Source organism: Acuticoccus sediminis, from assembly GCF_003258595.1.
Taxonomy (GTDB): domain Bacteria; phylum Pseudomonadota; class Alphaproteobacteria; order Rhizobiales; family Amorphaceae; genus Acuticoccus; species Acuticoccus sediminis.
Genome location: NZ_QHHQ01000003.1, coordinates 322,715 through 347,010, shown reverse-complemented (window position 1 = coordinate 347,010; position 24,296 = coordinate 322,715). Strand labels below are relative to the sequence as shown.

Below are 24,296 nucleotides of genomic sequence, written 5' to 3'. Positions count from 1 at the left end.
CCAAGCGCATGTGAACGCGCGTGCGCTGAACGCGCGTATCTCCGCCTTGAACCTGCCCGGTCCGAGGGCCACCATGGGTGGCAAAAATGAGCACTGGGGGAAACCATGGGTAAGGCACACACGGGACTGACCGAGGCCGAGGTCGAACAATACCGGCGGGACGGCTACGTCTTCCCGGTTCCGGTCATGAGCCGCGAGGAGGCGGCCGCCTATCGCGCCCGGCTCGAGGCGTTCGAGGCGGCGAGCGGCGGCCCCATCGCCGGCAACATGCGTCACAAGAGCCATCTCCTCTTCACCTGGGCGAACGAGATCGCCCACCATCCGAGGATCCTCGACGCGGTGGAATCGATCCTCGGGCCGGACATCCTTCTCTGGGGCTCGTCCTTCTTCATCAAGGAACCGCACACGACCGCGTACGTCTCCTGGCACCAGGACGCGACATATTGGGGGCTCGACGGGTCAGACGTCGTCACCGCATGGGTCGCGCTCGCCGACGCCCCGGTGGAATCGGGCGCCATGACCTTCTGGCCGAGGAGCCATCAGCAGTTGCAGCTACCCCACAAGGACACCTTCGCGGAGGACAACCTCCTCTCGCGCGGGCAGGAGATCGCCGTGGAAGTGCCCGAGACCGAGGGTGTCGCGGTGCCCCTCAGGGCCGGCGAGATGAGCCTCCACCACGTCCTTCTGGTGCACGGGTCCAAGGCCAACACCACGTCGGACCGGCGCATCGGCTTCGCGCTGCGCTACATCCCGACCCGCCTCGCCCAGACCAAGGCGGAGGACCGGGCGATGCTGGTGCGCGGGACGGACACGTATGGTCACTTCGCGCTCGAGCCGCAGCCGGTCGCCGACCTCGACGAGGCGGCGCTCGCCGCGCACGCCGAATCGATGGGGGCGCAGGTGGCGGCGCTCTACCAGGGCACCGACCGCAAAGAGTTCCGCGCGTGAGCCTTCCCCCCGGTGGCCACGTCCTCGCCGACGGGACGATCCACGTTCCGGCACAGGGGACGGCGAAGGACTTCGCCGCCATCGAGGAAATCGGCTCGCGCAGCGTCCTGTGCGCGCTGCGTGACACCCTGTCGAAGGCCGGCCCAAGGGCGGTCGCGCTGGAGGACGCCGATCGCCGGCCGATGACCTACCGCGATCTGGTGCGCGCGGCGGCGGCCTTCTCCCGCGTCCTGAAGCGCTCGCTGCCCCCGGACGCCGACACGGTCGCGATCATGCTGCCGTCCAGCGTTGCGGCCGCCATCGCCTACTATGCCGCGCTGGCGGCGGGCCTGCGCCCGGCGATGCTGAACTTCACCGCGGGGGAGGCGGTGCTGCGCCACGCCGTCGGCTCGTCGGGAGCCGCGGCGGTGATCACCGCGGACCGCTTCCTGGCCGTGGCGGACCTTGAGGCGCTGGCCGAGGGGCTCGCGACGGTGGTCCCGGTCCTGAAGCTTGAGGAGATGCGCAAGTCCGTCGGCTGGCGCGACAAGGCCTTCGCCGCCGTCGCCCACCCGCTCGGCCTCCTGCCGCGCCCGTCGCCCGACGATACGGCGGCGATCATCTTCACGTCCGGCTCGGAGGGGCAGCCGAAGGGGGTGGTGCTCAGCCATCGCAACCTCCTGTCCAACTGCGGCCAGGTCCACCAGCACCTGCCGCTCGACCGGGTGAGGGTGTTCTTCAATCCGATGCCGGTGTTCCACTCCCTCGGCCTCGGGCCGGGAATGATCCTGCCGCTGTCGTTCGGCATGAAGCTCGTGCTCCATCCGTCACCGCTGCGCATCAAGGAGGTGACGCAGCGCATCGCCGAGACGCAGGCCAACGTCCTCCTCACCACGGACACGTTCCTGCGCCAGTACGCCCGCGTCGGTGCGGACGGCAGCCTCTCGACGCTGCAGTTCGCCGTCTGCGGCGCCGAGCGCGTCCGGGTCGAGACGCGCACGCTGGTGCGCTCGCGCTTCGGCTTCGAGGTGGTGGAGGGCTACGGGGTGACGGAGACGAGCCCCGTCATCGCGGTCAACCACCCGGACGAGATCCGCGACGGCACGGTGGGGCGCATGGTTCCCGCGCTTGAGGCGCGGCTCGAGCCGGTGCCGGGCCTCGACGACGGGTGGCGGCTCCACGTGCGCGGGCCGAACGTCATGAAGGGCTACATCGGCCAGGGCGGTGCGATCGTGCCGCCGCCCGACGGCTGGCACGACACCGGCGACGTCGTGGCCTTCGAGAGCGGTTTTCTCGCGGTGCGCGGCCGGCTGAAGCGATTCGCCAAGCTCGGCGGCGAGATGACCTCGCTGGTGACGGTGGAGAACCTCGCGGGCGCCGTGTGGCCGGAGTTCCAGCACGCCGCCACCGCCGTTGCGGGCGGCAAGAAGGGCGAGATCATCGTCCTCCTGACGGAAAGCCCGGACGTGCAGCGCGAGGGTCTGCAGGCCGAGCTGCAGCGCGTCGCGCTGCCGGAGCGGTATCTCCCGGCGCGGATCTTCCACGTCGAGAAGATCCCGCTGCTGGGGACCGGCAAGCTCGACACCGTCGCCGCCACGCGGCTCGCCGAGGCGCTCGTCGCAGCCGAACAGCAGGGCGGGCCGCCGGCGCAGGCCACGGGCTGACGACGAGCCGCCGCCGCTCCGCCGGGGCGAGGACGCCCGGTCGAGGTGACGCCGCGGGCGAGGCCCGGCGGGCCGGACACCCGGCCGGCCTTGTGCGCACCGTCGATGGAGCCGTTCCTCGCGCCCGGGAAGCGGATGCGGGGACCTCCGGCGCATGCCGATTCTCGTTCCGGAGGCTCTCGCTGCGTTGCCGTTCCTCGTGGGCGCGGCAATTCGCGCTGTCTTCCCCGACGCTCCGCCGCGTCGCGCCACATGTTGGCGCCGTGATGTCGTGACTGTTCGGCGATTGCGAACCGGGAAACGCGCTGGCCGAGGTGCGCGCTGGTCCGAGCGGCGCCGGCGTCGGGTGAATCGATTCGGTCGCTACCAAAGCGAATGCGTAACTGAGGGTCTCAGCGAATATATTGAGCCGGTTCGGCAATCTTGCGTCGCGACCGTTGTCGTGGTTGTCTTCCCGTTGAACGGCGGCACCGAATGATCGCCTGTATTTTTGGGAGGATACCGTGGAAAGACGCGGTTTTGTGAAGGCGCTCGCCTTCTCTGCGATGATGCTCGCCGGCGCTGCGAGCGCCCCGGCCTACGCCGAATACCCCGACCGTCCGATCCAGCTCGTCGTGCCCTGGGGCGCGGGTGGCGGCACGGACGCGGTCGGCCGCATCTTCGCGACGCTCCTGGAGAAGGAGCTCGGCCAGCCGGTCAACGTGGTGAACCGCACGGGCGGCTCCGGCGTCGTCGGCCACACGGCGATCTCCTCGGCCCGTCCGGACGGGTACACGCTCGGCGTGATGACCGTCGAGATCACCATGATGCACCACCAGGGCCTCACCCCGCTCACCTACAAAGACTATGACGTCCTGGCGCTGGTGAACGCCGATCCGGGCGGCGTGATGGTCGCGGCCGATTCCGGCTACGGGTCGCTGGAAGATCTTCTGACTGCGATCAAGAACGAGCCGGCCGGGACCCTCAAGGCGTCCGGGACGGGGCAGGGCGGCATCTGGCACGTCGGCCTCGCGGGCTGGCTGATGTCGGAAGGCGTCGACCCCAACAAGGTGACCTGGGTGCCGAGCCAGGGCGCCGCGCCGGGCCTCACCGACATGGTCGCCGGCGGCGTCGACATCGTCACCGCGTCGCTGCCCGAGGGCCGCGCGCTGATCGAGGCCGGGAAGGTGAAGCCGCTGGCCACGATGGGCGCCGAGCGTCAGCCGATCTTCCCGGACACACCGACCCTCGCCGAGGCGGACGGGTCCGACTGGACCGTCGCCGCGTGGCGTGCGCTGGTGGCGCCGAAGGGGCTGCCGGAGGACGTCGCGGCCAAGCTCGAGAGCGCCATCGAGACCGCCTACAAGAGCGACGAGTTCCAGTCCTTCATGAAGGACCGCGGCTTCGGCCTGATGTGGTTGTCGGGCGACGAGGCGACCGACTTCATGGGCAAGTCCGACGAGGACTTCGGCAAGGTCATGAAGGAAGCCGGGCTCGTCCAGTAGGACGGGCCTTGGCTCGGAGGGCCTGACGATGCGCGTCGGTGACGCAGTAATCGGCGTGCTCGTCGTCATTCTCGGCCTCGCCGTGTCGTGGAGCGCGTGGTCGCTGCCGAACCTGCCGAACCAGTCCTACGGGGCGGCAACGTTCCCGGTGGCGATCGGCATCTGCCTCATGGGGCTCGGCGCTGTGATGGCGATCACGGGTGTCACCCGCGGCAACGGCTTCACGCTCGCCGCGGAGGGGTGGGGGCGCTCGCCCGGCTCGTGGCTGCGCCTCGCCCTGGTCGTCGTCCTCATCGTCATCTTCGTGATGGTGGCGGACAAGCTCGGCTTCCTCATCGCCGGCACCGGACTGATGTTCGCGCTGCTGGTGACGTTCCGCACCAACGTGTTCGTGGCGCTCCTCGTCTCGCCCGTCGCGACGTACGTCGTCGCGTGGGCGTTCGGCAATCTGCTGCGCGTGCCGCTGCCGCGCGGCCTGCTCTCAAGTTTGTGGTAGGACATGGGCGACCTTTCCACCGCGTTCCTCCTGGTCTTCGACCCATACGTCCTTCTCGTCATCGCTGCGTCGGCGGCATTCGGTCTCTTCGTCGGCTCGATCCCGGGACTGACCGCCACCATGGCGACCGCGCTCCTGGTACCGGTCACCTTCTTCATGGACCCGGTACCGGCCATCGCCGCGATCGTGACCGCGACGGCGATGGCGATCTTCTCGGGCGACATTCCCGGCTGCCTCCTTCGGATCCCCGGCACCCCGGCCTCCGCCGCCTACGCCGACGAGGCGTTCGCGATGACGCGCAAGGGGCAGGCGGAGAGGGCGCTCGGGACGAGCCTCGTCTTCTCGGCGATGGGCGGCCTCTTCGGCACAACGGTGCTGGTGCTGGCGGCGCCCGCGCTCGCCGAGTTCGCGCTCTCCTTCTCCTCGTTCGAGTACTTCTGGCTCGTCTGCCTCGGCCTCTCGTGCGCGGTGTTCATCTCTCCCGCCTCGCCCATGAAGGGGCTGATCTCGCTCTTCATCGGCCTCCTGATCGCGACCATCGGTATCGACAACCCGGCCGGGCAGCCGCGCTTCACCTTCGGCGACTACGAGCTTCTGACGGGCGTTCCCTTCATCCCGGCGATGATCGGCCTCTTCGCCGTGTCGGAGGTGATGCGCGCCGTGGTGTCGCGCGCGCCGCCGCTGAAGCCGGGGAGCGAAGCGCTCACCGGGGTCCTGCGCGGGCAGGGCGCCAACATCCGGCGCTACTGGAAGCAGGGGCTGCGCGGCTCCATCCTGGGGACCGCGATCGGGGCGCTTCCGGGTGCAGGCGCCGACATCGCGGCTTGGATCTCCTACGCCGTGTCGAAGCGATTCTCGCGGACGCCGGAGAAGTTCGGCACCGGGCACGAGGAGGGGCTCGCGGAGGCCGGCGCCTCGAACAACGGCGCGCTGTCGGGGGCGTGGATCCCGGCGCTGGTGTTCGGCATCCCGGGTGATTCGATCACCGCGGTGGTGATCGGCGTCCTCTACGTGAAGGGGATGAATCCGGGACCGACGATCTTCATCCACAAGCCCGAGCTGATCCACGCGGTCTTCATCGTCTTCTTCCTCGCCAACCTCATCCTGCTGCCGTTCGGATGGATGGCAATCAAGCTCTCCAAGCAGGCGCTGCGCGTTCCGCAGCAGATCCTGATGCCGCTCATCCTGATGTTCTGCGTGGTCGGCGCCTTCGCCATCACCAACAGCATGTACGGCGTCGTCGTCGCGCTGTGCCTCGGCGTCCTCGGCTTCTTCATGGAGGAGAACGGCTTCCCGGTCGCGCCTGCGATTCTCGGTCTCGTGCTGGGGCCGATGCTGGAGCAGAACTTCATCACCTCCCTGATCAAGGCGGACGGCTCGATGCTCGCCTTCTTCGAGCGGCCCATCGCGGGCGGGCTCGGCGTGGTGACGATCGCCCTCTGGATCGTCCCCATCGTGATGCTGCTGATCGGCCGGCGGCGCCGAGCGGCGCAGACCGTTTAGGCGGTCGCGCCGCACCGTCCGCGCTCCTATCCACAGGAACTGTCGCAGCGGCGGGGACGCGTTTCCCCGCCGATTGCGCGGGGAATTGTCGCGCGCCGGCTCCATTATACTGTGAACGGACCGCCGAAAGACTGAATGTCACGTGGGACGAAAGTCGTTCGAACGAATATTGTCTCAATCAGGACGAGATTCGGGAGCAAGCTTCGGCCCAGCCCCGGACGGTACTCAGCGAATATAAGCGATACCGTTTTTCTCGATAACCTGTGATCACTGCTGTGCGGTGATGACGTGAAGCGGTGAGCACTACAGAAGTGACGGGACTCGGCGGGACTGGGCTTTGGTGTGGTCAGGACCTACAATGGTGGCTGTGGGGCGAGAGGCTACATCGCTTATGCGCGCCACTGACAGTGAAATTTGCCGTCTCTGGCGAACTTAACGGCCCGATATCTGTTCTTACCGGGGAAATCTGTCATTCTTCACTATGCGGTGCGGACGATCCCGCACCTGGAGCCATCGGCGGAGGGCTTGCTTCATGAGCGATGCTGAATTGACGCGCGACCGGGACCGGATTGTGGCGTGGGCGGATGCCCGCAAGGCCCGTCCCGCCGTCGTGTCGGACACGACCAACAACGGGACACCCGGCGCCCTGCTGCGGTTCGACTTCGGCGCGCCGAACGCGTCCCTGTCCCCCATCTCGTGGGATGACTTCTTCCGGATGATGGACGAGTACAAACTCGCCGTCCTCCTCCAGGACAAGACGAAGTCGGGCAAGACGAGCAAGTTCGTGAAGTTCGTGGCGGCGGACGACGCGGCCGCGGACAAGCCGGCCCCCAAGGCCGCCCCTGCGAAGGCGTCGAAGGCGAAGGCCGCGAGCGCGTCGAAGCCGGCCGCCAAGTCCACCGCCAAGGCTTCCGGGACGAAGGCGGCCGCGACCAAGCCGGCGCCCACGAAGTCCGCCTCCACCAAGCCTGCGGCGAGCAAGACTGCGGCGGCGAAGCCGGCCGCGGCGAAGGCTCCGGCCAAGGCGAAGTCCACGGGGGCTGCGAAGGCGGCGACGAAGTCCGCCCCCGCCAAGACCGACGCTCCGGCGACCGCGGACGCGGCGGCACCGGCCGTGACGGCGAAGGCCCCCGCCAAGGCGCCGGCGAAGGCGACCGCGAAGGCCGGCTCCGCGACGAAGGCGCCTGCCAAGAGCACGGCCAAGCCGGCCGCGAAGACGGCCACGGCGAAGTCCGCGGCATCGGACGCGAAGACCGCGACGAAGGCGGCTTCCAAATCCCCGGCTTCCAAATCTCCGGCGGCGAAGGCACCGGCGAAGGCGACAAAGGCCGCCGCGTCGAAGTCGGCCTCCAAGTCGACCGCGCCGAAGTCCGATGCGTCGAAGTCTGATGCATCGAAAGCGTCGGCGGCAAAGCCGAAGGCGGCGCCCGCGAAGGCCGCGAAGCCGACCGCTGCCAAGTCCGCCACGACGAAGTCCGCCACGACGAAGTCCGCGACGGCCAAGTCCGCCGCCACGAAGTCGGCACCCGCAAAGTCGGCCGCCGCCAAGTCGAGTGCGAAGCCGGCCGAGACTGCCAAGGCCGCGCCGAAGGCCAAGGCACCGGTCAAGGCCAGCGCCGGGACGGCCGAGGCAAAGGCGCCGCCGAAGGCGGCCGCAAAGCCGGCACCGAAGACCACCAAGGCGAAGTCGGCGGGCAGCGCGACCAAGTCCGCCCCTGCGAAGTCCGCCAAGGCGGCGACCACGCCGGACAGCACCAAGGCCGAGGCTGCGCCCAAGGCCGCGGCGAAGGCACCGGCGAAGTCCGCCCCCAAGTCCACGACGAAGGCGAGCGCAGCCAAGCCCGCCACCGCCAAGACCGCCACCGCCAAGTCCGCGACGGCCAAGTCGGCGCCCGCCAGGTCCACGACCAAGTCCGCTGCGGCGAAACCGGCAACAGCCAAGTCAGCGCCCGCCAAGGCGGCGCCGAGCAAGGCTGCGAGCCCCAAGGCCGCACCGGCGAAGGCGAGCGCGGCCAAGGCGAAGTCCGCAACGCCGAAGGCGGCCTCGACGGAGACCGCCAAGCCGGCCAAGGCGGCGTCCGCCAGCAAGTCGAGCGGAACCGCCAAGACCGCCGCCGCCAAGCCCCCGAAGGCGAGCGCGCCGGCGAAGGCGAAGAGCGAGCCAGCCGCCGCGAAACCGAACGGGAGCGCGAAGGCCAACGGCTCCGCGAAAGCCAAGGCCGAGGCGAAGGCCGACGCCGCAGCCGGAGCCGCCCGCAAGGCCAAGGCCGATCCGGACGACGACGCGGTCACGACGACCGACCACACCCGCATCCGCGAGTGGGTCGAGGCCCGCGGCGGCCGTCCCTGCCACGTCACGGAGACCGCGTCGGACAAGGACCACCTCGGGATCCTGCGTATCGATTTCCAGGAGCCGGACACCGGCCTCGAAGAAGTCTCGTGGGAGAGCTTCCTTTCCGCGTTCGACGAGAAGGGCCTCGCCTTCCTCTTCCGCGAGAAGACCAAGTCCGGCCGGACCAGCCGCTTCCACAAGTTCGTGGACCGGAGCTGACGACAGCGCGCTTGCCGGGTCCCGGCAAGCACGGGTGATCGAGTCCGACGACCCTCCCGGGCGACATCCGCCCTCGCCCAGGAGGAGTCCACCGCGTTCCGCCGCTTCGCGCGCGGCGCGGCTCCACGGCTTTTGCTCCGTCCCGTCAGACGTGCCCGCATGATCGCGCAAGGCCGGTCCGCCGCTGGCCCCGATCCTTACTGCGCGAGGTGATCGGAACGGGGCCGGCGCCGGCCCCGACCAGAGGCGCCTGTCAGCGCAGGGCCGACCCGCGGGAGGCGTGGTCTCGGTCGACCGCGACACCGGACCGCGGAAGGCCGACGGTCGAGGCCGACGTCGGCATCGCGTCGGTCAGGTCCCGATTGCTGATGCCGTGGTCGGGCGGGAAAGGCATCGCTTTGCCGCGTCAGGCCGTCGATCGCCAACCCGTAGCCCAAGGCGACGCCGTAGGCAGCGAAGTCGGCGCGGGCCCGATGGCGAGGGTGCCGGGATTTGCCTTGCGCCCGGGATCATACTTGCGTCCTTCCACGCTTCCACGCTTCCACGCTTCCACGCTCGCCCGGCCCCGTCCCAGTGTCCACGCTCGCCCGGGACCACCCCGGCTCAGGGGACCTTCACCTCGTGCAGCATGTACCATTGGTCGAGGTGGGCAAGGACGTGAGGCTCGTAGACGGCGTTGAGCGCGAGCGCAGCGGAGTGGAATCCGTCATTGCCCTTCGGCACGTCGATGGGCTCGTTGTATCTGAAGGTGAAGCGCGTCGGCCCCGTACGCGTGATGACCGCCGGGACGATCGCCGCGCCCGTTCGCTGTGCCGCGTAGAGCGCGAAGGCGAAGTTGCAGCGGTCCTCCACCGGACGCCCGAACAGCGGGAACTTCACCTGCTTCTCGGACAACTCGTCGATCACCAGCACGATCGTCTGCCCCGGCACGGCGAGGCTCTTGTAGAGCTGGCGCGCCAGCTTCGGCGTTGCCGGCAGCACCTTGATGCCGAGCTTGCGGCGGGTGTCGGCGACGATGCGGTTCTCGAACCGGTTCGACTGCGGCGCCCAGGCCCCGGTCCCCTTGTCGCCGAAATGCCGCGAGGAGAGGTAGGAGATCATCTCCCACATCCCCGTATGCACCGTCGTCAGCACCATGGAGCGGCCCTCGGCCTGCAGCCGTTCGACGATCTCCAGTCCCTCCACCGTGGTGCGCGGCGGCGTCGAGACGGCCTCGAGGTGGGAGAACTCGGCCATCGCCCGCGCCGTGTTCTCGAACCAGCGGTCGACGACGGCTTCGCGCGCGGCCGGGTCGTCGGCGAGTTCGGGGCGCAGCCGGGCGATCATCCGGTCCATCCGCTGGATGAACGGCTTGCCGCGGTAGTACGCGCGCGAACGCGGCGCGACGATGCGGCCGGCGAAGTTCGAGCCGGCCTCGGGCGAGAGCATGCGGAAGAGGGAGTGGAGCGCCATCTTGCCGCCGCCGTAGACGCGGTCCTGCAGGTGGAAGCGCATCGCGCTCCTGCGGGCGCCCTCGTCGCCGAAGAGGTCCTTGAGCGGCGGCGCGGTCGGCTCGGGCGCGTAGGTGGCCGACCACGGGATCTCGCTATTGAGCACTGTCGTGCTCGCGCGCCAGCACGGCGCCCGCGCTCGTGTCCGCGACCGCGGAAACCGTCGCCGCGCCCGCCCCGGCCGGGGCGGGCGAACGGCGGTGGATCGTCATCGACAGCGGCGAGGTCGGGCGCAGGGTCAGGCGGCAGTCCGTCTCCACCTCGAGGCCGTCCTGCAGCCGGACGTCGAAGTGCTGCAGCAGCGCGGCGAGGCAGATGGTCGCCTCCGTCAGCGCGAAGGTCATGCCCGGGCAGACACGCGGCCCGCTCGCGAAGGGGATGTTGGCGTACTTGTTCGGCCGCTGCGCGATGGAGGGGACGAACCGCTCCGGCACGAAGTGATCGGGCAGGGACCAGATGTCCCGGTTCCGCTGCAGCAGCCAGGGCGCGACGATGAGGATGTCGCCGGGGTTAACCTCGTTGCCGAGAAGGGTGCCCTTGGCGGTCGCCTCGCGGCCGAGAAGCGGTACGGGCGGGTAGAGACGCAAGGTCTCCTCGACCACCGCGCGCGTGTAGACGAGGTTCGCCACGTCCGACAGCTCCGGCGTCCTGCCGCCGAGCACCGAATCGAACTCGGCCTTCAGCCGCTCCTGCACGCGCGGGCTCTGCGAGACGCAGTAGAACGCCCAGGCGAGAGTGTTCGCGGTCGTCTCGTGGCCGGCCATGAAGATGACGATCGCCTCGTTGCGGATCGCCGTCTTGGTGAGCGGCCTGCCGTCGGCGTCGCGCGCCTCGAAGAGGCTGCGGATGACGGCGCGCTCGTCGACGTCGCCGGCCTGGAAGCGCCGCATGATGTCGTCGATGACGCGGTGCACCTTGTTGCGCGCCCGCAGGGTGCGCGGGCTGCGCAGGCGCGGCAGCCAGTCCGGTAGGTTGAGAAGCGTCAGCCAGTCCAGCACCTGGATGGACTTCTGGTACGCGGCGAAGCCGGCGATGATCTGCTGCGTGTTCTCGCGGCCGAGCTTCGCGCCGAAGATCGTGCGGGAGATGATCTCGGCCGTCAGCTCGCCCATCTCGAAGAGGACGTCGAGCGTCGCGCCGTCGCCGGCCTTCTCCCACTGCTGGCACCACTCGGCGGCGACGTCGCTCATGATCGGGGCGAAGGTGTCGACCCGGCGCCCGTGGACGATCGGGGCCACGATCTTGCGCCGCTCCGCCCAGGTGCGCCCGTCCGACACGAAGAGCCCGTCGCCGAGGAGCGGCTCCAGGGTGTGGCGCTGGACCGGGGACTTCTTCTCGAACGCAGCCGCCTGCTGGTGCAGCGTCTCGCGCACGCCTTCGGGCTGGTTACAGACGTGGAGCGTCTGGCCGAGGAACGATTGCTTGATGCGCTTGTTCTGGAAATCGTACTCGCGGAACGTGGCGAGAAGGTTCTTCGAACCGAGCTCGATTCGCTTCCAGACCGAGAGGCGCTCGGTGTAGCGGTGCGGGTACGGCGGGATGAAGCTGTCAGCCAGTCCGTATTGGGCGATGGTCTCGTCGGACATGTGCATGAACGGTTACTCTCCCGGTCAGGTCGTCGGTACTGCCACGCGATTGTTAAACCGGCAAGATGCTGCTGTCTTGTCGTGGAGTTGACCTTCCACCGTCGGACCGCTATGTGAGGCGCTCTCTCAGGAGACGAGAACGCACCCGTGGGTCGCGGCGGACGTCCGCCAAGGCCCTGTCAGTGTCTTTGCCGAGGTGTCCCTTATAGGACAGGCAGCGGGCACAAAGGAGGGGCGTCTTTGGACCGGCAGCTGCCGGCAACCCGTGCGGGATGGGCCCGTGCGGAGCCAAGAAGACGTTTGGAATGACGAAGAGACATTCACAGAAGTACAAAATCGACCGCCGTATGGGCGAGAACATCTGGGGACGCCCGAAGTCCCCGGTGAGCCCCGGCCGCCGCGAGTATGGCCCCGGCCAGCATGGCCAGCGCCGCAAGGGCAAGATGAGCGACTTCGGCACGCAGCTGCGCGCCAAGCAGAAGCTCAAGGGCTACTACGGCAACATCTCCGAGAAGCAGTTCCGCGCCGTGTACGACGAGGCGGTCCGCCGCCGCGGTGACACCGGCGAGCAGCTGATCGGCCTCCTCGAGAGCCGTCTCGACGCGATCGTCTACCGCGCCAAGTTCGTCGCGACCGTGTTCGCCGCGCGCCAGTTCGTCTCGCACGGCCACGTCAAGGTGAACGGCCGCCGCGTCAACATCCCGTCCTTCCGCTGCAAGCAGGGCGACGTGATCGAGGTGCGCGACAAGTCGAAGAACATGCTCGCCCTCCTCGAGGCCATCGGCCTCGCCGAGCGTGACGTGCCGGACTACCTCGACGTCGACCACACCAAGATGACCGCGACCTATGCGCGCGTGCCGAACCTCGGCGACGTGCCGTACCCGGCCAAGATGGAACCGAACCTCGTCGTCGAGTTCTACTCGCGCTAACGCACCACCGGCGGCTCCGGCCGCCAGGGATCCCAGGGGGGCCGCGCTGCGAGGCGCCGGCCCCTTTGTCGTTGGGCGTGTCGCCGATGCGGCGCGCCGGTCGGTTCGTCGGCGGGGCGTGGAATCACGGCCGCCCGAACCTGGGCAACGTGTGAGGCTGAGCTATGCCGGAGACCGTGCGGACCGCGCCCAAGACGCTGGCCGCCGCGAGCATCGCGGTCGGCTGCGTCGTCTTCGCGATCAAGCTGCTCTCGTGGTGGGTGACGGACAGTGTGGCGCTGTTCTCCGACGCGCTGGAGAGCATCGTCAACATCGGTGCCGCCCTCGCCGCGTTCGTCGCCGTGAGCTGGAGCCAGCGTCCGGACGACGACGACCACCCCTACGGGCACCACAAGGCCGAGTACCTGTCGGCGGTCCTGGAAGGCGCGCTGATCGTCCTCGCCGCGCTGCTGATCCTGCGCGAGGCCGCCGTCGGCTTCCTGGAGCCGCGGCCGCTCACGGCGCCCTGGCTCGGTATCGCCATCAACCTGTGCGCCGGCGTCCTCAACGCGGTGTGGGCGCTCGTCCTCATCCGCTACGGCGAGCGGCATCGCTCCCCGGCGCTTAAGGCGGACGGGCGGCACCTGATGGCGGACGTCGTCACCTCGGCGGGCGTCGCACTGGGGCTCGTTCTCGCGGTGGTCACCGGGTGGAGCATCCTCGACCCGCTGCTGGCCGCCATGGTCGCGGTCAACGTCCTGAAGTCCGGCTGGACCCTCGTCACGGAGAGCGTCGGGGGCCTGATGGACGCCGCGCCCCCCGAGGCCGACCTCAGCCGGATCCGCCGCGCCATCGCCGAGCATTGCGATGACGCGATCGAGGCGCACGACCTGCGGACCCGCCATGCCGGCCGGCGGACCTTCGTGGAGTTCCATCTCGTGGTGCCGGCGGACATGACCGTCGCCCGCGCGCACGTCATCTGCGACCGCATCGAGGCGGCGATCCGCCGGGAGATGGGCGAGTCGGTCATCTCCATCCACGTCGAGCCGCCTCACAAGGCGAAACACGAAAACCTCGTGAAGGTGTGACCGCCGGGCGCTTGGCGCACCTTGTTTGGGTGTTGTCGCGCCCGCCGGCACAGCGCATCGTCCCGCCGTTCGATACGAAGGGGGACGGGATGCGCACGATCGTGTCCGCAGTCGCGCTGGCGGCTGGTGCGGGACTGTGGAGCGGCGGCCCGGGCTGGGCCGGGCCGATGCTCGAGGGCTGGTTCATCGCCGAGGACACGTGCCCGGCGACCCGCAAGATCGACGGTTCCAACCCCGGCAACGTCGCGACGGAGCCGCGCGTCGCCTACGACATCCTCGAGATCAACAGGGACGGCGGTGACTTCTACCGCATCCGCATTCCCGGCGCGCCGCAGATCGAGGAGCGCTGGGTCGCGGTGCGTTGCGGGACGCATGTCGTCGCGGCGGGCCCGCCGCGCCGGCCCGGCGGAGGCGAGCCCGGTGGTGGCGGTGGCGGCGATACCGAGCTCGGCGGCCTTCCGACCGGCGACGACAGCCGCGAGTCCACCGACAATCTGCTGGCCGCGAGCTGGCAGCCCGGCTTCTGCGAGACCGGTGCCGGTCGGCCGAAGACCGAGTGCATGCTGCTCAACGCCGGCCAGCTGCCGGACGCGGCGGACCGGTTCTCCATGCACGGCCTCTGGCCGCAGCCGAACGGCAACTTCTGGTGCACCGACGAGGCCCTGCGGCAGAAGGGCATCGACAACGAGGACATGCTCCCGCTCGCCCTCTCCGACGCGACGCGGGAGGCGCTGGCGGACGTGATGCCCGGCACCCACAGCGAGTTTCAGCGCTACCAGTTCTACAAGCACGGCTCCTGCTTCTTCGCCGCCGGTGGAGCGGAGGAATACTTCCGCGACGCCATCAACCTGTTCGACCAGCTCAACGCCTCTCCGGTCGCCGTACTCTTTCGCGACCACATCGGCGAGCGCCTGTCGCCGGCGGACGTCAAGGCGGCGTTCGACACCGCGTTCGGGCCGGGGGCCGGCAGGCGGGTCCAGTTCGAGTGCGACGCGGACGGCCGGCGCGACATCTACATCGAGCTGCGCATCGCGCTGCGGGGGCGGATCGACGACGCGGCGTCGCTCGGCGACCTCATCCTGGCGGCCCCGCCCGCCTCCGACACCGCCGAATCCGGCTGTGCGCGCGCCGTCGTGGACAGGGCCGGGCTGCAGTAGCGCCCAGACCCCTTCAGGACGGTTGCGCGCGGGCGGTCACTGGCACTAAGTCAAACCCGGGCGCGGCCATGGGCGGCGCCGTTGCGTCCGTGCCCATGCGTCCGGTGGAGGGTTTCATGAACATCAACGTCTCTGAGCCGAAGGTACTCGGCGCCCGCCAGGCGGAGCCGCATCAGCTCATCAAGGGCGCGCTGGACGACTGGGAAGTCGTCATCGGCATGGAGATCCACGCGCAGGTCCAGTCCAACGCGAAGCTCTTCTCCGGCGCGTCCACCGCGTTCGGCGGCGAGCCGAACGACCACGTCTCGCTGGTCGACGCGGCGATGCCCGGCATGCTGCCCGTGATCAACGAGGCGTGCGTGGAGCAGGCGGTGAAGACCGGCCTCGGCCTGAAGGCGCAGATCAACATGGTCTCGCGCTTCGACCGGAAGAACTATTTTTATCCCGACCTGCCGCAGGGCTACCAGATCAGCCAGTTCGCCCACCCGATCGTCGGGGAGGGCGAGGTCATCGTCGACATGCTGTCGGGCGAGCGCATCGTCGTCGGGATCGAGCGGCTCCACCTCGAGCAGGACGCCGGCAAGTCCGTCCACGACCTGCACCAGGGCCGTTCCTCGGTGGACCTCAACCGCTCGGGCGTCGCGCTGATGGAGATTGTCTCGCGTCCGGATATCCGCTCCTCGGACGAGGCGAAGGCCTACCTCACGAAGATGCGCCTCATCCTGCGCACCCTCGGCACGTCCGACGCGGACATGGAGAAGGGGAACCTGCGCGCCGACATCAACGTCTCGGTCCGCAAGCCCGGCGGCCCGCTCGGCACCCGCTGCGAGATCAAGAACGTCAACTCCATCCGCTTCGCCGGTCAGGCCATCGAGTACGAAGCGCGCCGGCAGATCGGCATCATCGAGGACGGCGGCAAGATCGACCAGGAGACCCGCCTGTTCGACGCGCGCACCGGCGAGACGCGGTCCATGCGCTCCAAGGAGGAGGCGCACGACTACCGCTACTTCCCGGACCCGGACCTGCTGCCCCTCGTCGTCAGCCAGGAGACGGTGGACCGCCTGCGCGAGAGCCTGCCGGAGCTCCCGGACGAGCGCCGCGCCAGATACATCGAGGAACTGGGCCTCTCAGCCTACGACGCGTCGGTGCTGGTGACGGACGTCGCCGCCTCCACCTATTTCGAGACCGTCGCGACGGGGCGCGATTCGAAGGCGGCCGCGAACTGGGTGATCAACGAGCTGTTCGGCCGCCTCAACAAGGAAGGCATCGACATCGAGGATTCGCCCGTCTCCGCGCAGCAGCTCGGCGGCATCCTCGACCTGATGGGCCAGGACGTGATCTCCGGCAAGATCGCCAAGGACCTCTTCGAGATCGTGTGGTCCGAGGGCGGCGACCCGGCGGAGATCGTCGAGTCGCGCGGCATGAAGCAGGTGACCGACACCGGCGCCATCGAGACCGCGGTGGAGGACGTCATCGCCGCCAACCCGGACAAGGCCGAGCAGGCGAAGGCGAAGCCGAATCTCGCCGGCTGGTTCGTCGGCCAGGTCATGAAGGCGACCGGCGGCAAGGCCAACCCGAAGGCGGTGCAGGAGATCGTGCGCGCCAAGCTCGGCATCGAGTAGGCGCCGATCCGGTCCGGCACCGCTCACCGCAAGTGCCGGGCCGCCTAGCCCTTGAGGAGCCGCGCCACGGCGCGGCTGGCGCGGGTTGAGGAATTCGACCCCGCGTAGGCGACCTTGCTCACCATGTCCGTGATGCACGCCCGCTCGGCACCGTCGAGCCGACGCCGCAGCTTGTCTGCCAGATGGTCGATCGCCGTGGCCGCGTCGATCTCCGCCCGGACCGTACGCTCCGCCGTGCGGATCGCGTCGGCGACATCCCGCCGGTTGCCGACCTGATGGAGCCGGACGATGACGTCGGCCCGCGCCTCGTCCCACCCGTCGCCGGCGACGAAGCAGAGGAGCGCGGCGACGTTCTCGAGCGGTCCGGTCAGCCGGTCGAGCGCGGCCCGGCCCGGCCCGGCGTCCGCCATGAACGGCGCGGGGCCGGCCCCCTGCGAGGATTGTTCGCCCCGGTGGGCTGGCGCGAATGTCAGCGCTGAGTGAGTGCCCGTCCCGCGCATGCGCAGCCACAGGGCCACTCCGCAAACCAAGATGATCGCTACCACGATCAGAACGTGCATCGATCGCTCCCTGCATGGGCTCGGAGCCGCGAGCGGCTCCTGCACCGGCGATTGAGACCCGCTTGGGGCACTCCCATACGGGTCTTGCGTCCGATGTAGCGTAGCCTAGCAAGCTTGCTTGGAGCGCGAGCTATCACATCCGTTCACAACTTCGACGCGTGTGGTGAAGCGCTGCGCGCAACTGCATCTCCACCTTGCACTATATCGCCCCCTACCTGGCGGTGCGCCTCGCGGGCGGCCTCAACCAACCGGATCACATCGCGGTAACGCTCCCGTCCGGCACGCACGATCACATATAGCTGACGACCTTCCGTCACCGGCTCCATCAGCGCGACGGACAGCCCCGCGACAGCCTCGCAACTATGCCGTGCGTAGGGTTCGGGCAGGATGGTGTCGCCGACGCCGGAGCGCACGAGGCTCACCAGCGTCGCGAAGGACGAGGGGCCGATGCGGGCGCTCTTCGCCCCGTCGCTGCGCAGCTGCGAACGCCGAATCGCCTCCGACACCACCTCGCGGAAACAGTGCCCCTCCTGCATCAGGAGCACCGGGCGGTCGAGGCCGTCGAGCGAGATCCGCTCCGGAAGCGGATGTCGCGAGACGACGACGAGGCGCTCGTCGCCCAGCGGGATCGCCGTCAGCGCGTTGGCGCGGGGGAGGGTCGCGGTGATCGCGAAGTCGAGGTGGTCGGACGCGACGCCGGCCTCGAGCTGGTCGGTCCGGTCCTCGATGAAGGTCAGGTCGGACGTCTCGGAGAGTTCGGCAACCGTCGTCAGGAACCGGGGCGCGAGGTAGGGCGCGATGGTCGGGAGGATCCCGAACCGCATCGGCCGGCCCAGCATCACGCCGTCACCCTTCGTGGTGCGCTGGACGCGGTGGAAGGCGTCCATGATCTCGCGCGCCGCCACCAGCACCTCCGCCCCCTCGGTGGTGATGGTGACCTGCCCGTGCCGCCGCTCCACGAGCGTCACGCCCAGAAGGTCCTCCATCCGCCGGACCTGTGCCGAAAGGGTGGGCTGGGAGATGCCGCACGCCTGCGCCGCGCGAGAGAAGGAGCCGTTCTCCGCGATGGCGATGAAATATTCCAGATCGCGGATTCGCAGGAGCCGCATCATGGGCCAGATCCTCGCTTCAACTCGGCACTCGAACGGAACCGCGCCTGGCGCACGGCCGCCGTAGGCGCTGAGTGTTACGGGCGATCCACCCGCGGCGCCAGACCGACTTGCGTTCGATCCGGCACCGGCGGCATGCCCGGACTTCGGGACGGCGGGGGAGGCTTCCGGAGGGCCTGGAGCGGGTGGGGACGGCGCTAGCCGAGGCCGAACCACCAGCTGGCGATGCCGAGGAAGGCGAAGAAGCCGATGACGTCCGTGAGTGTCGACAGGAAGACCGAGGAGGCGACAGCGGGGTCGACTCCGATCCGGTCGAGCAGCATCGGCAGCGTCGCTCCGAAGAAGCCGGCGCAGATGATGTTGAAGACGATCGAGCAGGCGATGACGCCGCCGAGCTCGATGTTCGCGAACCAGATCGCCGCGACGATGCCGACCGCCACCGCCACCGCCGTGCCGTTCATGAGCGCGACGATGGTCTCCCGCGCCATCACCCTGGCGACGTTCCGCTTGGTGATCTCGCGCTGGGAGAGGGCGCGCACGGTGACGGTCATCGCCTGGATCCCGGCGTTGCCGCCGAGCGCCGTGACGACCGGCATCAGCACCGCGAGCGCCACCATCGCCTGGATCGTCCCGTCGAAGATCGCGATGACGCCGGAGGCCAGGAAGGCCGTCATCATGTTGATCATCAGCCACGGGATGCGCGTGCGGGCGACGTAGAGCGGCGTATCGGAAAGCTCGGCGTCACCGGCGCCGGCGAGGGCGCGGATGTCCTCTTCCGCCTCGGCCTCGATGATGTCGACGATGTCGTCGATGGTCAGGATACCGACGAGGCGATTGGAATCGTCGACCACGGCGGCCGAGAGGAGGTCGTAACGCTGGAAGATGCGCGCGGCCTCTTCCTGGTCCTCGTCCGCCTGGATGGTGCGGGGATCCTCGTCCATGATCTCGGTGATCTTCACCGGACGCAGGCTGCGCAGCAGGCGGTCGAGCTTGACCGTCCCGAGCAGGCGGAAGGCGGCGTCGACCACGAAGATCTCGGTGAAGTGGTCGGGCAGGTCCTTCTCTTCGCGCAGGGTGTCGATCACCTGGCCGACCGTCCAGAACGGCGGCATGGCGACGAAATCCGTCTGCATGCGCCGGCCGGCCGACTCCTCCGGGAAGTCCAGCGAGCGCTTGAGGCGGTGGCGCATTGCAAACGGGAGCTGCGCCAGGATCGCCTCGGACTGCTCGTCCGGCAGGTCCTCCAGAATGTAGACCGCGTCGTCCGAATCGAGGTCCGCCAGACCGTCCGCGACGTCCGTCGGGGCGAGCTCGGAGAGGATGTGGAGGCGGACCTTCTCGTCGACCTCGGTAAGGGCGGTGAAGTCGAAGTCGCGGCCGAGGAGACGCACGAACTCGATTCGCTCGTCCGGCTCGAGGCGGGAGATGACCTCGGCGACGTCGGATTCGTGCAGACCGTCGACGAGCTGGGTCAGACCTTCCTTGTCCTCCGCGCCGATCAGTGCGCGGACCTCAACCAGAAGGTCGTCGGAGACGGACACTTCGTCGTCGGTCAACTGATCGGCCATCGAGACGCGGTCCTCCCCTCGTGCGGCGACATTCGTTCACAGCCGATAACACGCCGTGCCGAACGAACGCTCAATGACCCGACGAAAGTTGCCAGTTCACTGTAGTTTTTTGGCTCTTTGCGAGGAGTGGAAGCCACAGGTTGGGCGGGCACTCGGGCGATTCGTCGCAGAATCCATGGAGATCCTGCGGTGGATGCCCTGCATCCGGATCGCGGATGCCAGCAGGTACAAACCTCGGGTTACGCCAGCCGGCCGGCGGGCGAGGGGAGGATTGAGGATCTGCTGATTGTGGGTCCGCTGGGAACCAGCCGGACCTATGACGATACCATCAATTGATTGATGGTGCGGTCGAGAAGACTCGAACTTCCACGGGTTGCCCCACAGCGACCTCAACGCTGCGCGTCTACCAATTCCGCCACGACCGCGTCGGAATGGGCGGCAAGTAGCATCCTCCGTTCGGGGTTTCAAGCGCTGTGTGAACGTATTTCAACACCCATGCCCCAGCATTCTGTTTGACGCTCCGACTGTGACGCCGAACACACGCGTTTCCGCCGCCCGGCCCTACATCCCGGGTTCAGACATGGATTGCTGCAATCCCCGGCAATCCGGAAGGATCGGGAGACGATCGATGAACGCATTTGCGAACTCCGCCGCCGACCTCGCCTCGGTGCTGGACGGAATGTTCTTCGAGACGATGCCGTTCGACCCGCCGAGCTCCGACGGGCTGTTCGGCGGGCCAAGGGGAGCGTTCGCGGACGGCAACTATGTCGACGAGGACGTCGCGCACCGCGTGCCGCTCGAGGACGCCGACCTCAAGCCGATGCGCGGGCTCTTCAGCTAGGACCGGCCGTCGGTCGCGAAAGCGCCCGGAGCGCGGCGGTCCGATCTTGCAATCGGGGCGCCGGTGCTCGACATTCGGACCATGCCAGCCGAATGGATGATCTCCGACGACCTCGTCGACTACAACGACGCGCTTCGCGCGCAGGAAGCGCGCGCGGCCGCGATCGCCGAGCACCGCGCCGGCGAGGCCGTCTGGCTCCTGGAGCATCCGCCCGTCTACACGGCCGGTACCAGCGCCAGGGACGCCGACCTCGTCGAGCCTGACCGCTTCCCCGTCATCAAGACCGGGCGCGGCGGCCAGTACACCTATCACGGCCCCGGACAGCGCGTTGCCTACCTCATGATGGACCTGCGCGAGCGCGGGCGTGACGTGCGCGCCTATGTCCAGTCCCTGGAGGCCTGGATCATCGACGCCCTCGACGCCTTCAACGTGCGCGGGGAGCTCCGCGACGGGCGCGTCGGTGTCTGGGTCCAGCGCCCCGGCGGGATGGGCGAGGACAAGATCGCCGCCATCGGAGTGCGGGTCCGCCGCTGGGTCACCTTCCACGGCATCTCCCTCAACGTGGAGCCGGACCTCTCCCACTTCTCGGGCATCGTCCCGTGCGGCGTGCGCGAGCACGGGGTGACGAGCCTCGCCGCCCTCGGCCGCATCGTCACGATGGAGGAGGTGGACATGGTCCTGCGCGAGACCTTCGAGAAGCGATTCGGCCCGACCGTCTCCGCCGCACCGCCCGTCGCACCGGCGACAATCCTCGACCCGGCCTGAGGACGTATCCGGGCCCCGGTGCAGCACAGCGCCGGGCTCCGACGGGGGGCCGGACGCGCCCCTCTGGACGAACCCGCCGGCTCGGCGTTTAACAACGGCGCTAAGGGGTTGCCTCGAGCGGCCGGTTGGGGGACCGATCGTCCCTGAGCCGGGTGCCGGGCGGAACGCCCGCACCGTTCTGACGATCACGAGGGTGAACGCCGTGTCGACCGCCAACTTCTACGCCATGCACCGGCACGGCTTCGTGCGCGTCGCGACGTCGACCCCCAACGGCCGCCCGGCGGACGTTCCCTTCAATCGTGACGCCATCATCACCGAGGCGCGCCGCGCGCATCAGTCGTCGGTCGACCTCCTGATCTACCCCGAGCTCTGCATCTCCTCCTACGCGATCGACGACCTGCACCATCAGGCCGCGGTCCTCGATGCCGTGGAGGACGCCATCGCGACCATCGTCGCCGAGAGCGAGTCGCTGACCCCGGTGCTCCTCCTGGGGGCGCCGCTGCGCCACAAGGGGCGGCTCTACAACTGCGCCGTCGTGGTCTCGCGCGGGGCGATCCTCGGCGTGGTTCCGAAGGCGTTCCTGCCGAACTACCGCGAGTACTACGAGATGCGGTGGTTCTCGCACGGGCGCTTCCGCGTCGGCGAGGAGATCGAGGTCGCAGGGCGCACTGTGCCGTTCGGCATCGACCTCCTCTTCGCCGCCAGCGACCTGCCGGGCTTCGTCTTCCACGTCGAGATCTGCGAGGACGTCTGGGCGCCGATCCCGCCGTCTTCCAAGGGAGCGCTTGCCGGGGCGACGATCCTCGCCAATCTGTCGGCCTCCAACATCGTCATCGGCAAGGCCGACGACCGCCATTCGCTCTGCCGCTCGCAGTCCCAGCGTGCCGTCGCCGCGTACGCCTACTCGGCCGCCGGCCCCGGCGAGAGCACAACGGACGTCGCCTGGGACGGGCAGGGCGCCATATACGAACTCGGCGACATGCTGGCCGAGGCGGAGCGCTTCAGCCTCGAGCCGCAGCTCTGCATCGCCGACGTCGACACGGGGCGCATCCTCTCGGAGCGGATGTCGACGCCGACGTTCGGTGACGGCGCGGACTTCGCGCTGGGCGAGGGCGAGACGTTCCGCTGGGTCCGCTTCGAGCATCAGCCGGCGTACGGCGACATCGGCCTCGTGCGGCCGATCCGCCGCTTCCCGTACGTGCCGAACCGCGAAAGCCACCTCGACCAGGACTGCTACGAGGCCTTCAACATCCAGGTCGAGGGCCTGCGCCGCCGCTACGAGGCGACCGGCGGCGGCAACATGGTCATCGGCGTCTCGGGCGGCCTCGATTCGACCCACGCGCTCATCGTGGCGGCCAAGGTCTGCGACCGTCTCGGCGTGCCCCGCAGCAATATCCTGGGCTTCACGATGCCAGGGTTCGCCACCGGGGAGGCCACGAAGGAGAACGCCTGGCGGCTGATGCGTGCGCTCGGCGTCACGGCGGACGAGATCGACATCCGTCCGGCCGCCCGGCAGATGCTCGCCGACATGGGCCACCCGTTCGCGGGCGGCGAGCCGGTCTACGACATCACCTTCGAGAACGTGCAGGCGGGCCTGCGCACGGACTACCTGTTCCGCCTCGCCAACCAGCGGCGCGGCTTCGTCATCGGCACCGGCGACCTTTCGGAGATGGCGCTCGGCTGGTGCACCTACGGCGTCGGCGACCAGATGAGCCACTACGCCGTCAACACCGGCGTTCCCAAGACGCTGATCCAGTACCTCATCCGCTGGACGATCCGCACCGGGCAGTTCGATGCGGCGACCGCGAAGGTCCTCGACGCCATCCTCGCGACGAAGTTCTCGCCCGAGCTCGTCCCCGCCGACGAGAGCGAGGAGCTGCAGGACACCGAGGCGAAGATCGGCCCCTACGAGCTGCACGACTTCTTCCTGTTCCACACCATGCGCTACGGCCTGCCGCCGTCCAAGGTCGCCTTCATGGCCTGGCATGCCTGGCGCAACGTCGACGAAGGGCTGTGGCCCATCGCGTTCCCGCTGGACGCCCGCCGCTCCTACGACCTGCCGACGATCGCCAAGTGGCTGGAGACGTTCCTGTGGCGCTTCTTCGCCTTCAGCCAGTTCAAGCGCTCGGCGATCCCCAACGGGCCGAAGGTCTCGCCGGGCGGGGCCCTGTCGCCGCGCGGCGACTGGCGCGCACCGTCCGACGCGGTCGCGCAGGTGTGGCTCGACGAGCTGCGCGCGGCCCTGCCGAAGTAGCGCGGGCCCGCCCGGAGGCCGCGCTGAGCGGAAGCCGCCGGCGCGCGGAGAGGGTCAGCCGCGGCGGGCCATCATCGCCGCGTAGAGGCGGTCCGGCGCCGGATCGGCGTCGAGCGCGGCCGCGACACTGTCCCTGATCTCGGCCTTCAACGGGTCGCGCCGCGCATCGGGGACTCCGACCCGGCGCATCGCGTGTTCGCCATGGACCTTCTCGGCGCGGCCGAGGTCGCGCTGGTGGGCGGTCGCGGCGTCCGCGGAGAGGTCGGTCGAGAGTGGAACGGGACGGGCGATGATCGGGTTGAGGCGCGCCAGGAAGGCGTTGAAGTCGCCGACGATCTCGTCGAACGCGCCGACGATGTAGCCCTCGCGCTCCGGCAGCCCCTCGTAGAAGCGAACGTAGTCGGCGATGCACGCGGTCACCGGGCGGCCCGAGTAGATCTGGTACGACACGATGGCGTCGAGCGGCCTGCGCACCAGGATCACGGTCGGCACGCCGTAACCCAGCGCGAGGTCCACGTGGCGGCGGTTGTGCGTGTGATGCGCCGTCCGCCGGTGGGTCCCCGTGCGCTCCGAGAGGACGTTGATCATGTCGATCGTAAACGTGTTGGAGCTGCGCGGGTAACCCTCGATCAGGATCTCCGTCTCCGGCGTACAGAGCGGGTGATTGGGAAACGTCTCAAGGAGAGAGGCGCGGATGGCGTCGAGATCGGCTGTTGTCGTCAC

The 24,296-nt window shown here is 69.0% G+C and carries 20 protein-coding genes and 1 tRNA gene; 13 read left to right on the top strand and 8 right to left on the bottom strand.

Features of this window, described 5'->3' with window-relative positions:
* The first annotated feature begins 105 nt into the window (after positions 1-105).
* The 5 genes from DLJ53_RS15810 to DLJ53_RS15790 all read left to right on the top strand — a co-directional run bounded on the left by DLJ53_RS15810 (position 106) and on the right by DLJ53_RS15790 (position 6,074).
* Positions 106-948, top strand: a complete 843-nt coding sequence (locus DLJ53_RS15810) for a phytanoyl-CoA dioxygenase family protein (RefSeq protein WP_111346895.1) — start codon at positions 106-108, stop codon at positions 946-948.
* Positions 945-2,591, top strand: a complete 1,647-nt coding sequence (locus DLJ53_RS15805) for an AMP-binding protein (RefSeq protein ID WP_111346893.1) — start codon at positions 945-947, stop codon at positions 2,589-2,591. Before DLJ53_RS15810 ends, DLJ53_RS15805 begins: the two co-directional genes overlap by 4 nt.
* Before the next feature lie 545 nt (positions 2,592-3,136).
* Positions 3,137-4,075 carry a tripartite tricarboxylate transporter substrate binding protein gene (locus DLJ53_RS15800; protein WP_111347819.1) on the top strand — a complete coding sequence of 313 codons (939 nt, stop codon included), beginning with the start codon at positions 3,137-3,139 and terminating at the stop codon, positions 4,073-4,075.
* Positions 4,076-4,103: 28 nt separating this feature from the next.
* A complete protein-coding gene (locus DLJ53_RS15795) occupies positions 4,104-4,571 on the top strand; it encodes a tripartite tricarboxylate transporter TctB family protein (RefSeq protein WP_111346891.1) in 468 nt (155 codons plus the stop codon).
* A gap of 3 nt (positions 4,572-4,574) precedes the next feature.
* The gene (locus DLJ53_RS15790) at positions 4,575-6,074 is read left to right on the top strand and encodes a tripartite tricarboxylate transporter permease (RefSeq protein WP_111346889.1); all 1,500 of its coding nucleotides are present in this window, start codon (positions 4,575-4,577) and stop codon (positions 6,072-6,074) included.
* Positions 6,075-6,527: 453 nt separating this feature from the next.
* Here DLJ53_RS15790 and DLJ53_RS36555 read toward each other — a convergent pair whose 3' ends face one another.
* The 3 genes from DLJ53_RS36555 to DLJ53_RS15775 all read right to left on the bottom strand — a co-directional run bounded on the left by DLJ53_RS36555 (position 6,528) and on the right by DLJ53_RS15775 (position 11,707).
* A complete protein-coding gene (locus DLJ53_RS36555) occupies positions 6,528-8,657 on the bottom strand; it encodes a hypothetical protein (RefSeq protein ID WP_146619976.1) in 2,130 nt (709 codons plus the stop codon).
* Positions 8,658-9,228: 571 nt separating this feature from the next.
* On the bottom strand, positions 9,229-10,221 hold the full coding sequence (locus tag DLJ53_RS15780) for a lysophospholipid acyltransferase family protein (protein WP_111346885.1): 993 nt from the start codon (positions 10,219-10,221) through the stop codon (positions 9,229-9,231).
* On the bottom strand, positions 10,211-11,707 hold the full coding sequence (locus DLJ53_RS15775) for a cytochrome P450 (protein WP_202913187.1): 1,497 nt from the start codon (positions 11,705-11,707) through the stop codon (positions 10,211-10,213). The genes DLJ53_RS15780 and DLJ53_RS15775 overlap by 11 nt, the downstream gene beginning before the upstream one ends.
* 299 nt (positions 11,708-12,006) lie before the next feature.
* Between DLJ53_RS15775 and rpsD the strand changes: the two genes are divergently transcribed.
* The 4 genes from rpsD (at position 12,007) to gatB (ending at position 16,476) form a co-directional block, all read left to right on the top strand.
* Positions 12,007-12,630, top strand: coding sequence for a 30S ribosomal protein S4 (gene rpsD / locus DLJ53_RS15770; protein ID WP_111346883.1), 624 nt, complete (start codon positions 12,007-12,009; stop codon positions 12,628-12,630).
* 164 nt (positions 12,631-12,794) lie between these two features.
* Positions 12,795-13,697: a cation diffusion facilitator family transporter gene (locus DLJ53_RS15765; protein ID WP_111346881.1), complete on the top strand. Its 903-nt coding sequence runs from the start codon at positions 12,795-12,797 to the stop codon at positions 13,695-13,697.
* Between the two features lie 89 nt (positions 13,698-13,786).
* Positions 13,787-14,854, top strand: coding sequence for a ribonuclease T2 family protein (locus DLJ53_RS15760; protein WP_111346879.1), 1,068 nt, complete (start codon positions 13,787-13,789; stop codon positions 14,852-14,854).
* 116 nt (positions 14,855-14,970) lie between these two features.
* Positions 14,971-16,476, top strand: a complete 1,506-nt coding sequence (gatB, locus tag DLJ53_RS15755; protein ID WP_111346877.1) for an Asp-tRNA(Asn)/Glu-tRNA(Gln) amidotransferase subunit GatB — start codon at positions 14,971-14,973, stop codon at positions 16,474-16,476.
* A gap of 44 nt (positions 16,477-16,520) precedes the next feature.
* On the opposite strand, the gene DLJ53_RS15750 is transcribed toward gatB, so the two are convergent.
* From DLJ53_RS15750 to mgtE, 3 genes are all read right to left on the bottom strand, one after another.
* A complete protein-coding gene (locus DLJ53_RS15750) occupies positions 16,521-17,036 on the bottom strand; it encodes a hypothetical protein (RefSeq protein ID WP_146619975.1) in 516 nt (171 codons plus the stop codon).
* A gap of 143 nt (positions 17,037-17,179) precedes the next feature.
* A complete protein-coding gene (locus DLJ53_RS15745; RefSeq protein ID WP_111346873.1) occupies positions 17,180-18,148 on the bottom strand; it encodes a LysR substrate-binding domain-containing protein in 969 nt (322 codons plus the stop codon).
* A 194-nt stretch (positions 18,149-18,342) separates the two neighbouring features.
* Complete coding sequence (gene mgtE, locus DLJ53_RS15740; RefSeq protein WP_111346871.1) at positions 18,343-19,713, bottom strand: magnesium transporter; 1,371 nt, start codon at positions 19,711-19,713, stop codon at positions 18,343-18,345.
* A gap of 189 nt (positions 19,714-19,902) precedes the next feature.
* Between mgtE and DLJ53_RS35215 the strand changes: the two genes are divergently transcribed.
* Positions 19,903-20,049 carry a hypothetical protein gene (locus DLJ53_RS35215; protein ID WP_162409263.1) on the top strand — a complete coding sequence of 49 codons (147 nt, stop codon included), beginning with the start codon at positions 19,903-19,905 and terminating at the stop codon, positions 20,047-20,049.
* Positions 20,050-20,053: 4 nt separating this feature from the next.
* Here the strand turns inward: DLJ53_RS35215 and DLJ53_RS15735 are convergent.
* Positions 20,054-20,138, bottom strand: a tRNA-Leu gene (locus DLJ53_RS15735).
* 203 nt (positions 20,139-20,341) lie between these two features.
* Here DLJ53_RS15735 and DLJ53_RS15730 point away from each other — a divergent pair.
* From DLJ53_RS15730 to DLJ53_RS15720, 3 genes are all read left to right on the top strand, one after another.
* On the top strand, positions 20,342-20,554 hold the full coding sequence (locus DLJ53_RS15730; protein WP_111346869.1) for a hypothetical protein: 213 nt from the start codon (positions 20,342-20,344) through the stop codon (positions 20,552-20,554).
* Positions 20,555-20,635: 81 nt separating this feature from the next.
* A complete protein-coding gene (gene lipB / locus DLJ53_RS15725; protein WP_111346867.1) occupies positions 20,636-21,319 on the top strand; it encodes a lipoyl(octanoyl) transferase LipB in 684 nt (227 codons plus the stop codon).
* A gap of 226 nt (positions 21,320-21,545) precedes the next feature.
* A complete protein-coding gene (locus DLJ53_RS15720) occupies positions 21,546-23,573 on the top strand; it encodes an NAD(+) synthase (protein WP_111347815.1) in 2,028 nt (675 codons plus the stop codon).
* A 54-nt stretch (positions 23,574-23,627) separates the two neighbouring features.
* On the opposite strand, the gene DLJ53_RS15715 is transcribed toward DLJ53_RS15720, so the two are convergent.
* Complete coding sequence (locus DLJ53_RS15715; RefSeq protein ID WP_111346865.1) at positions 23,628-24,296, bottom strand: hypothetical protein; 669 nt, start codon at positions 24,294-24,296, stop codon at positions 23,628-23,630.

What these genes read in the sequence shown, in the direction of transcription:
- DLJ53_RS15810 (WP_111346895.1), top strand. Translation starts at nt 106, where the DNA reads ATGGGTAAGGCACACACGGGACTGACCGAGGCCGAGGTCGAACAATAC.
- DLJ53_RS15745 (WP_111346873.1), bottom strand. Translation starts at nt 18,148, where the DNA reads ATGATGCGGCTCCTGCGAATCCGCGATCTGGAATATTTCATCGCCATC.
- DLJ53_RS15750 (WP_146619975.1), bottom strand. Translation starts at nt 17,036, where the DNA reads ATGCACGTTCTGATCGTGGTAGCGATCATCTTGGTTTGCGGAGTGGCC.
- DLJ53_RS15800 (WP_111347819.1), top strand. Translation starts at nt 3,137, where the DNA reads ATGATGCTCGCCGGCGCTGCGAGCGCCCCGGCCTACGCCGAATACCCC.
- DLJ53_RS15795 (WP_111346891.1), top strand. Translation starts at nt 4,104, where the DNA reads ATGCGCGTCGGTGACGCAGTAATCGGCGTGCTCGTCGTCATTCTCGGC.
- rpsD (WP_111346883.1), top strand. Translation starts at nt 12,007, where the DNA reads ATGACGAAGAGACATTCACAGAAGTACAAAATCGACCGCCGTATGGGC.
- DLJ53_RS15760 (WP_111346879.1), top strand. Translation starts at nt 13,787, where the DNA reads ATGCGCACGATCGTGTCCGCAGTCGCGCTGGCGGCTGGTGCGGGACTG.
- DLJ53_RS15730 (WP_111346869.1), top strand. Translation starts at nt 20,342, where the DNA reads ATGAACGCATTTGCGAACTCCGCCGCCGACCTCGCCTCGGTGCTGGAC.
- mgtE (WP_111346871.1), bottom strand. Translation starts at nt 19,713, where the DNA reads ATGGCCGATCAGTTGACCGACGACGAAGTGTCCGTCTCCGACGACCTT.
- DLJ53_RS15765 (WP_111346881.1), top strand. Translation starts at nt 12,795, where the DNA reads ATGCCGGAGACCGTGCGGACCGCGCCCAAGACGCTGGCCGCCGCGAGC.
- gatB (WP_111346877.1), top strand. Translation starts at nt 14,971, where the DNA reads ATGAACATCAACGTCTCTGAGCCGAAGGTACTCGGCGCCCGCCAGGCG.
- DLJ53_RS15720 (WP_111347815.1), top strand. Translation starts at nt 21,546, where the DNA reads ATGCACCGGCACGGCTTCGTGCGCGTCGCGACGTCGACCCCCAACGGC.
- DLJ53_RS15775 (WP_202913187.1), bottom strand. Translation starts at nt 11,707, where the DNA reads ATGCACATGTCCGACGAGACCATCGCCCAATACGGACTGGCTGACAGC.
- DLJ53_RS15790 (WP_111346889.1), top strand. Translation starts at nt 4,575, where the DNA reads ATGGGCGACCTTTCCACCGCGTTCCTCCTGGTCTTCGACCCATACGTC.
- lipB (WP_111346867.1), top strand. Translation starts at nt 20,636, where the DNA reads ATGCCAGCCGAATGGATGATCTCCGACGACCTCGTCGACTACAACGAC.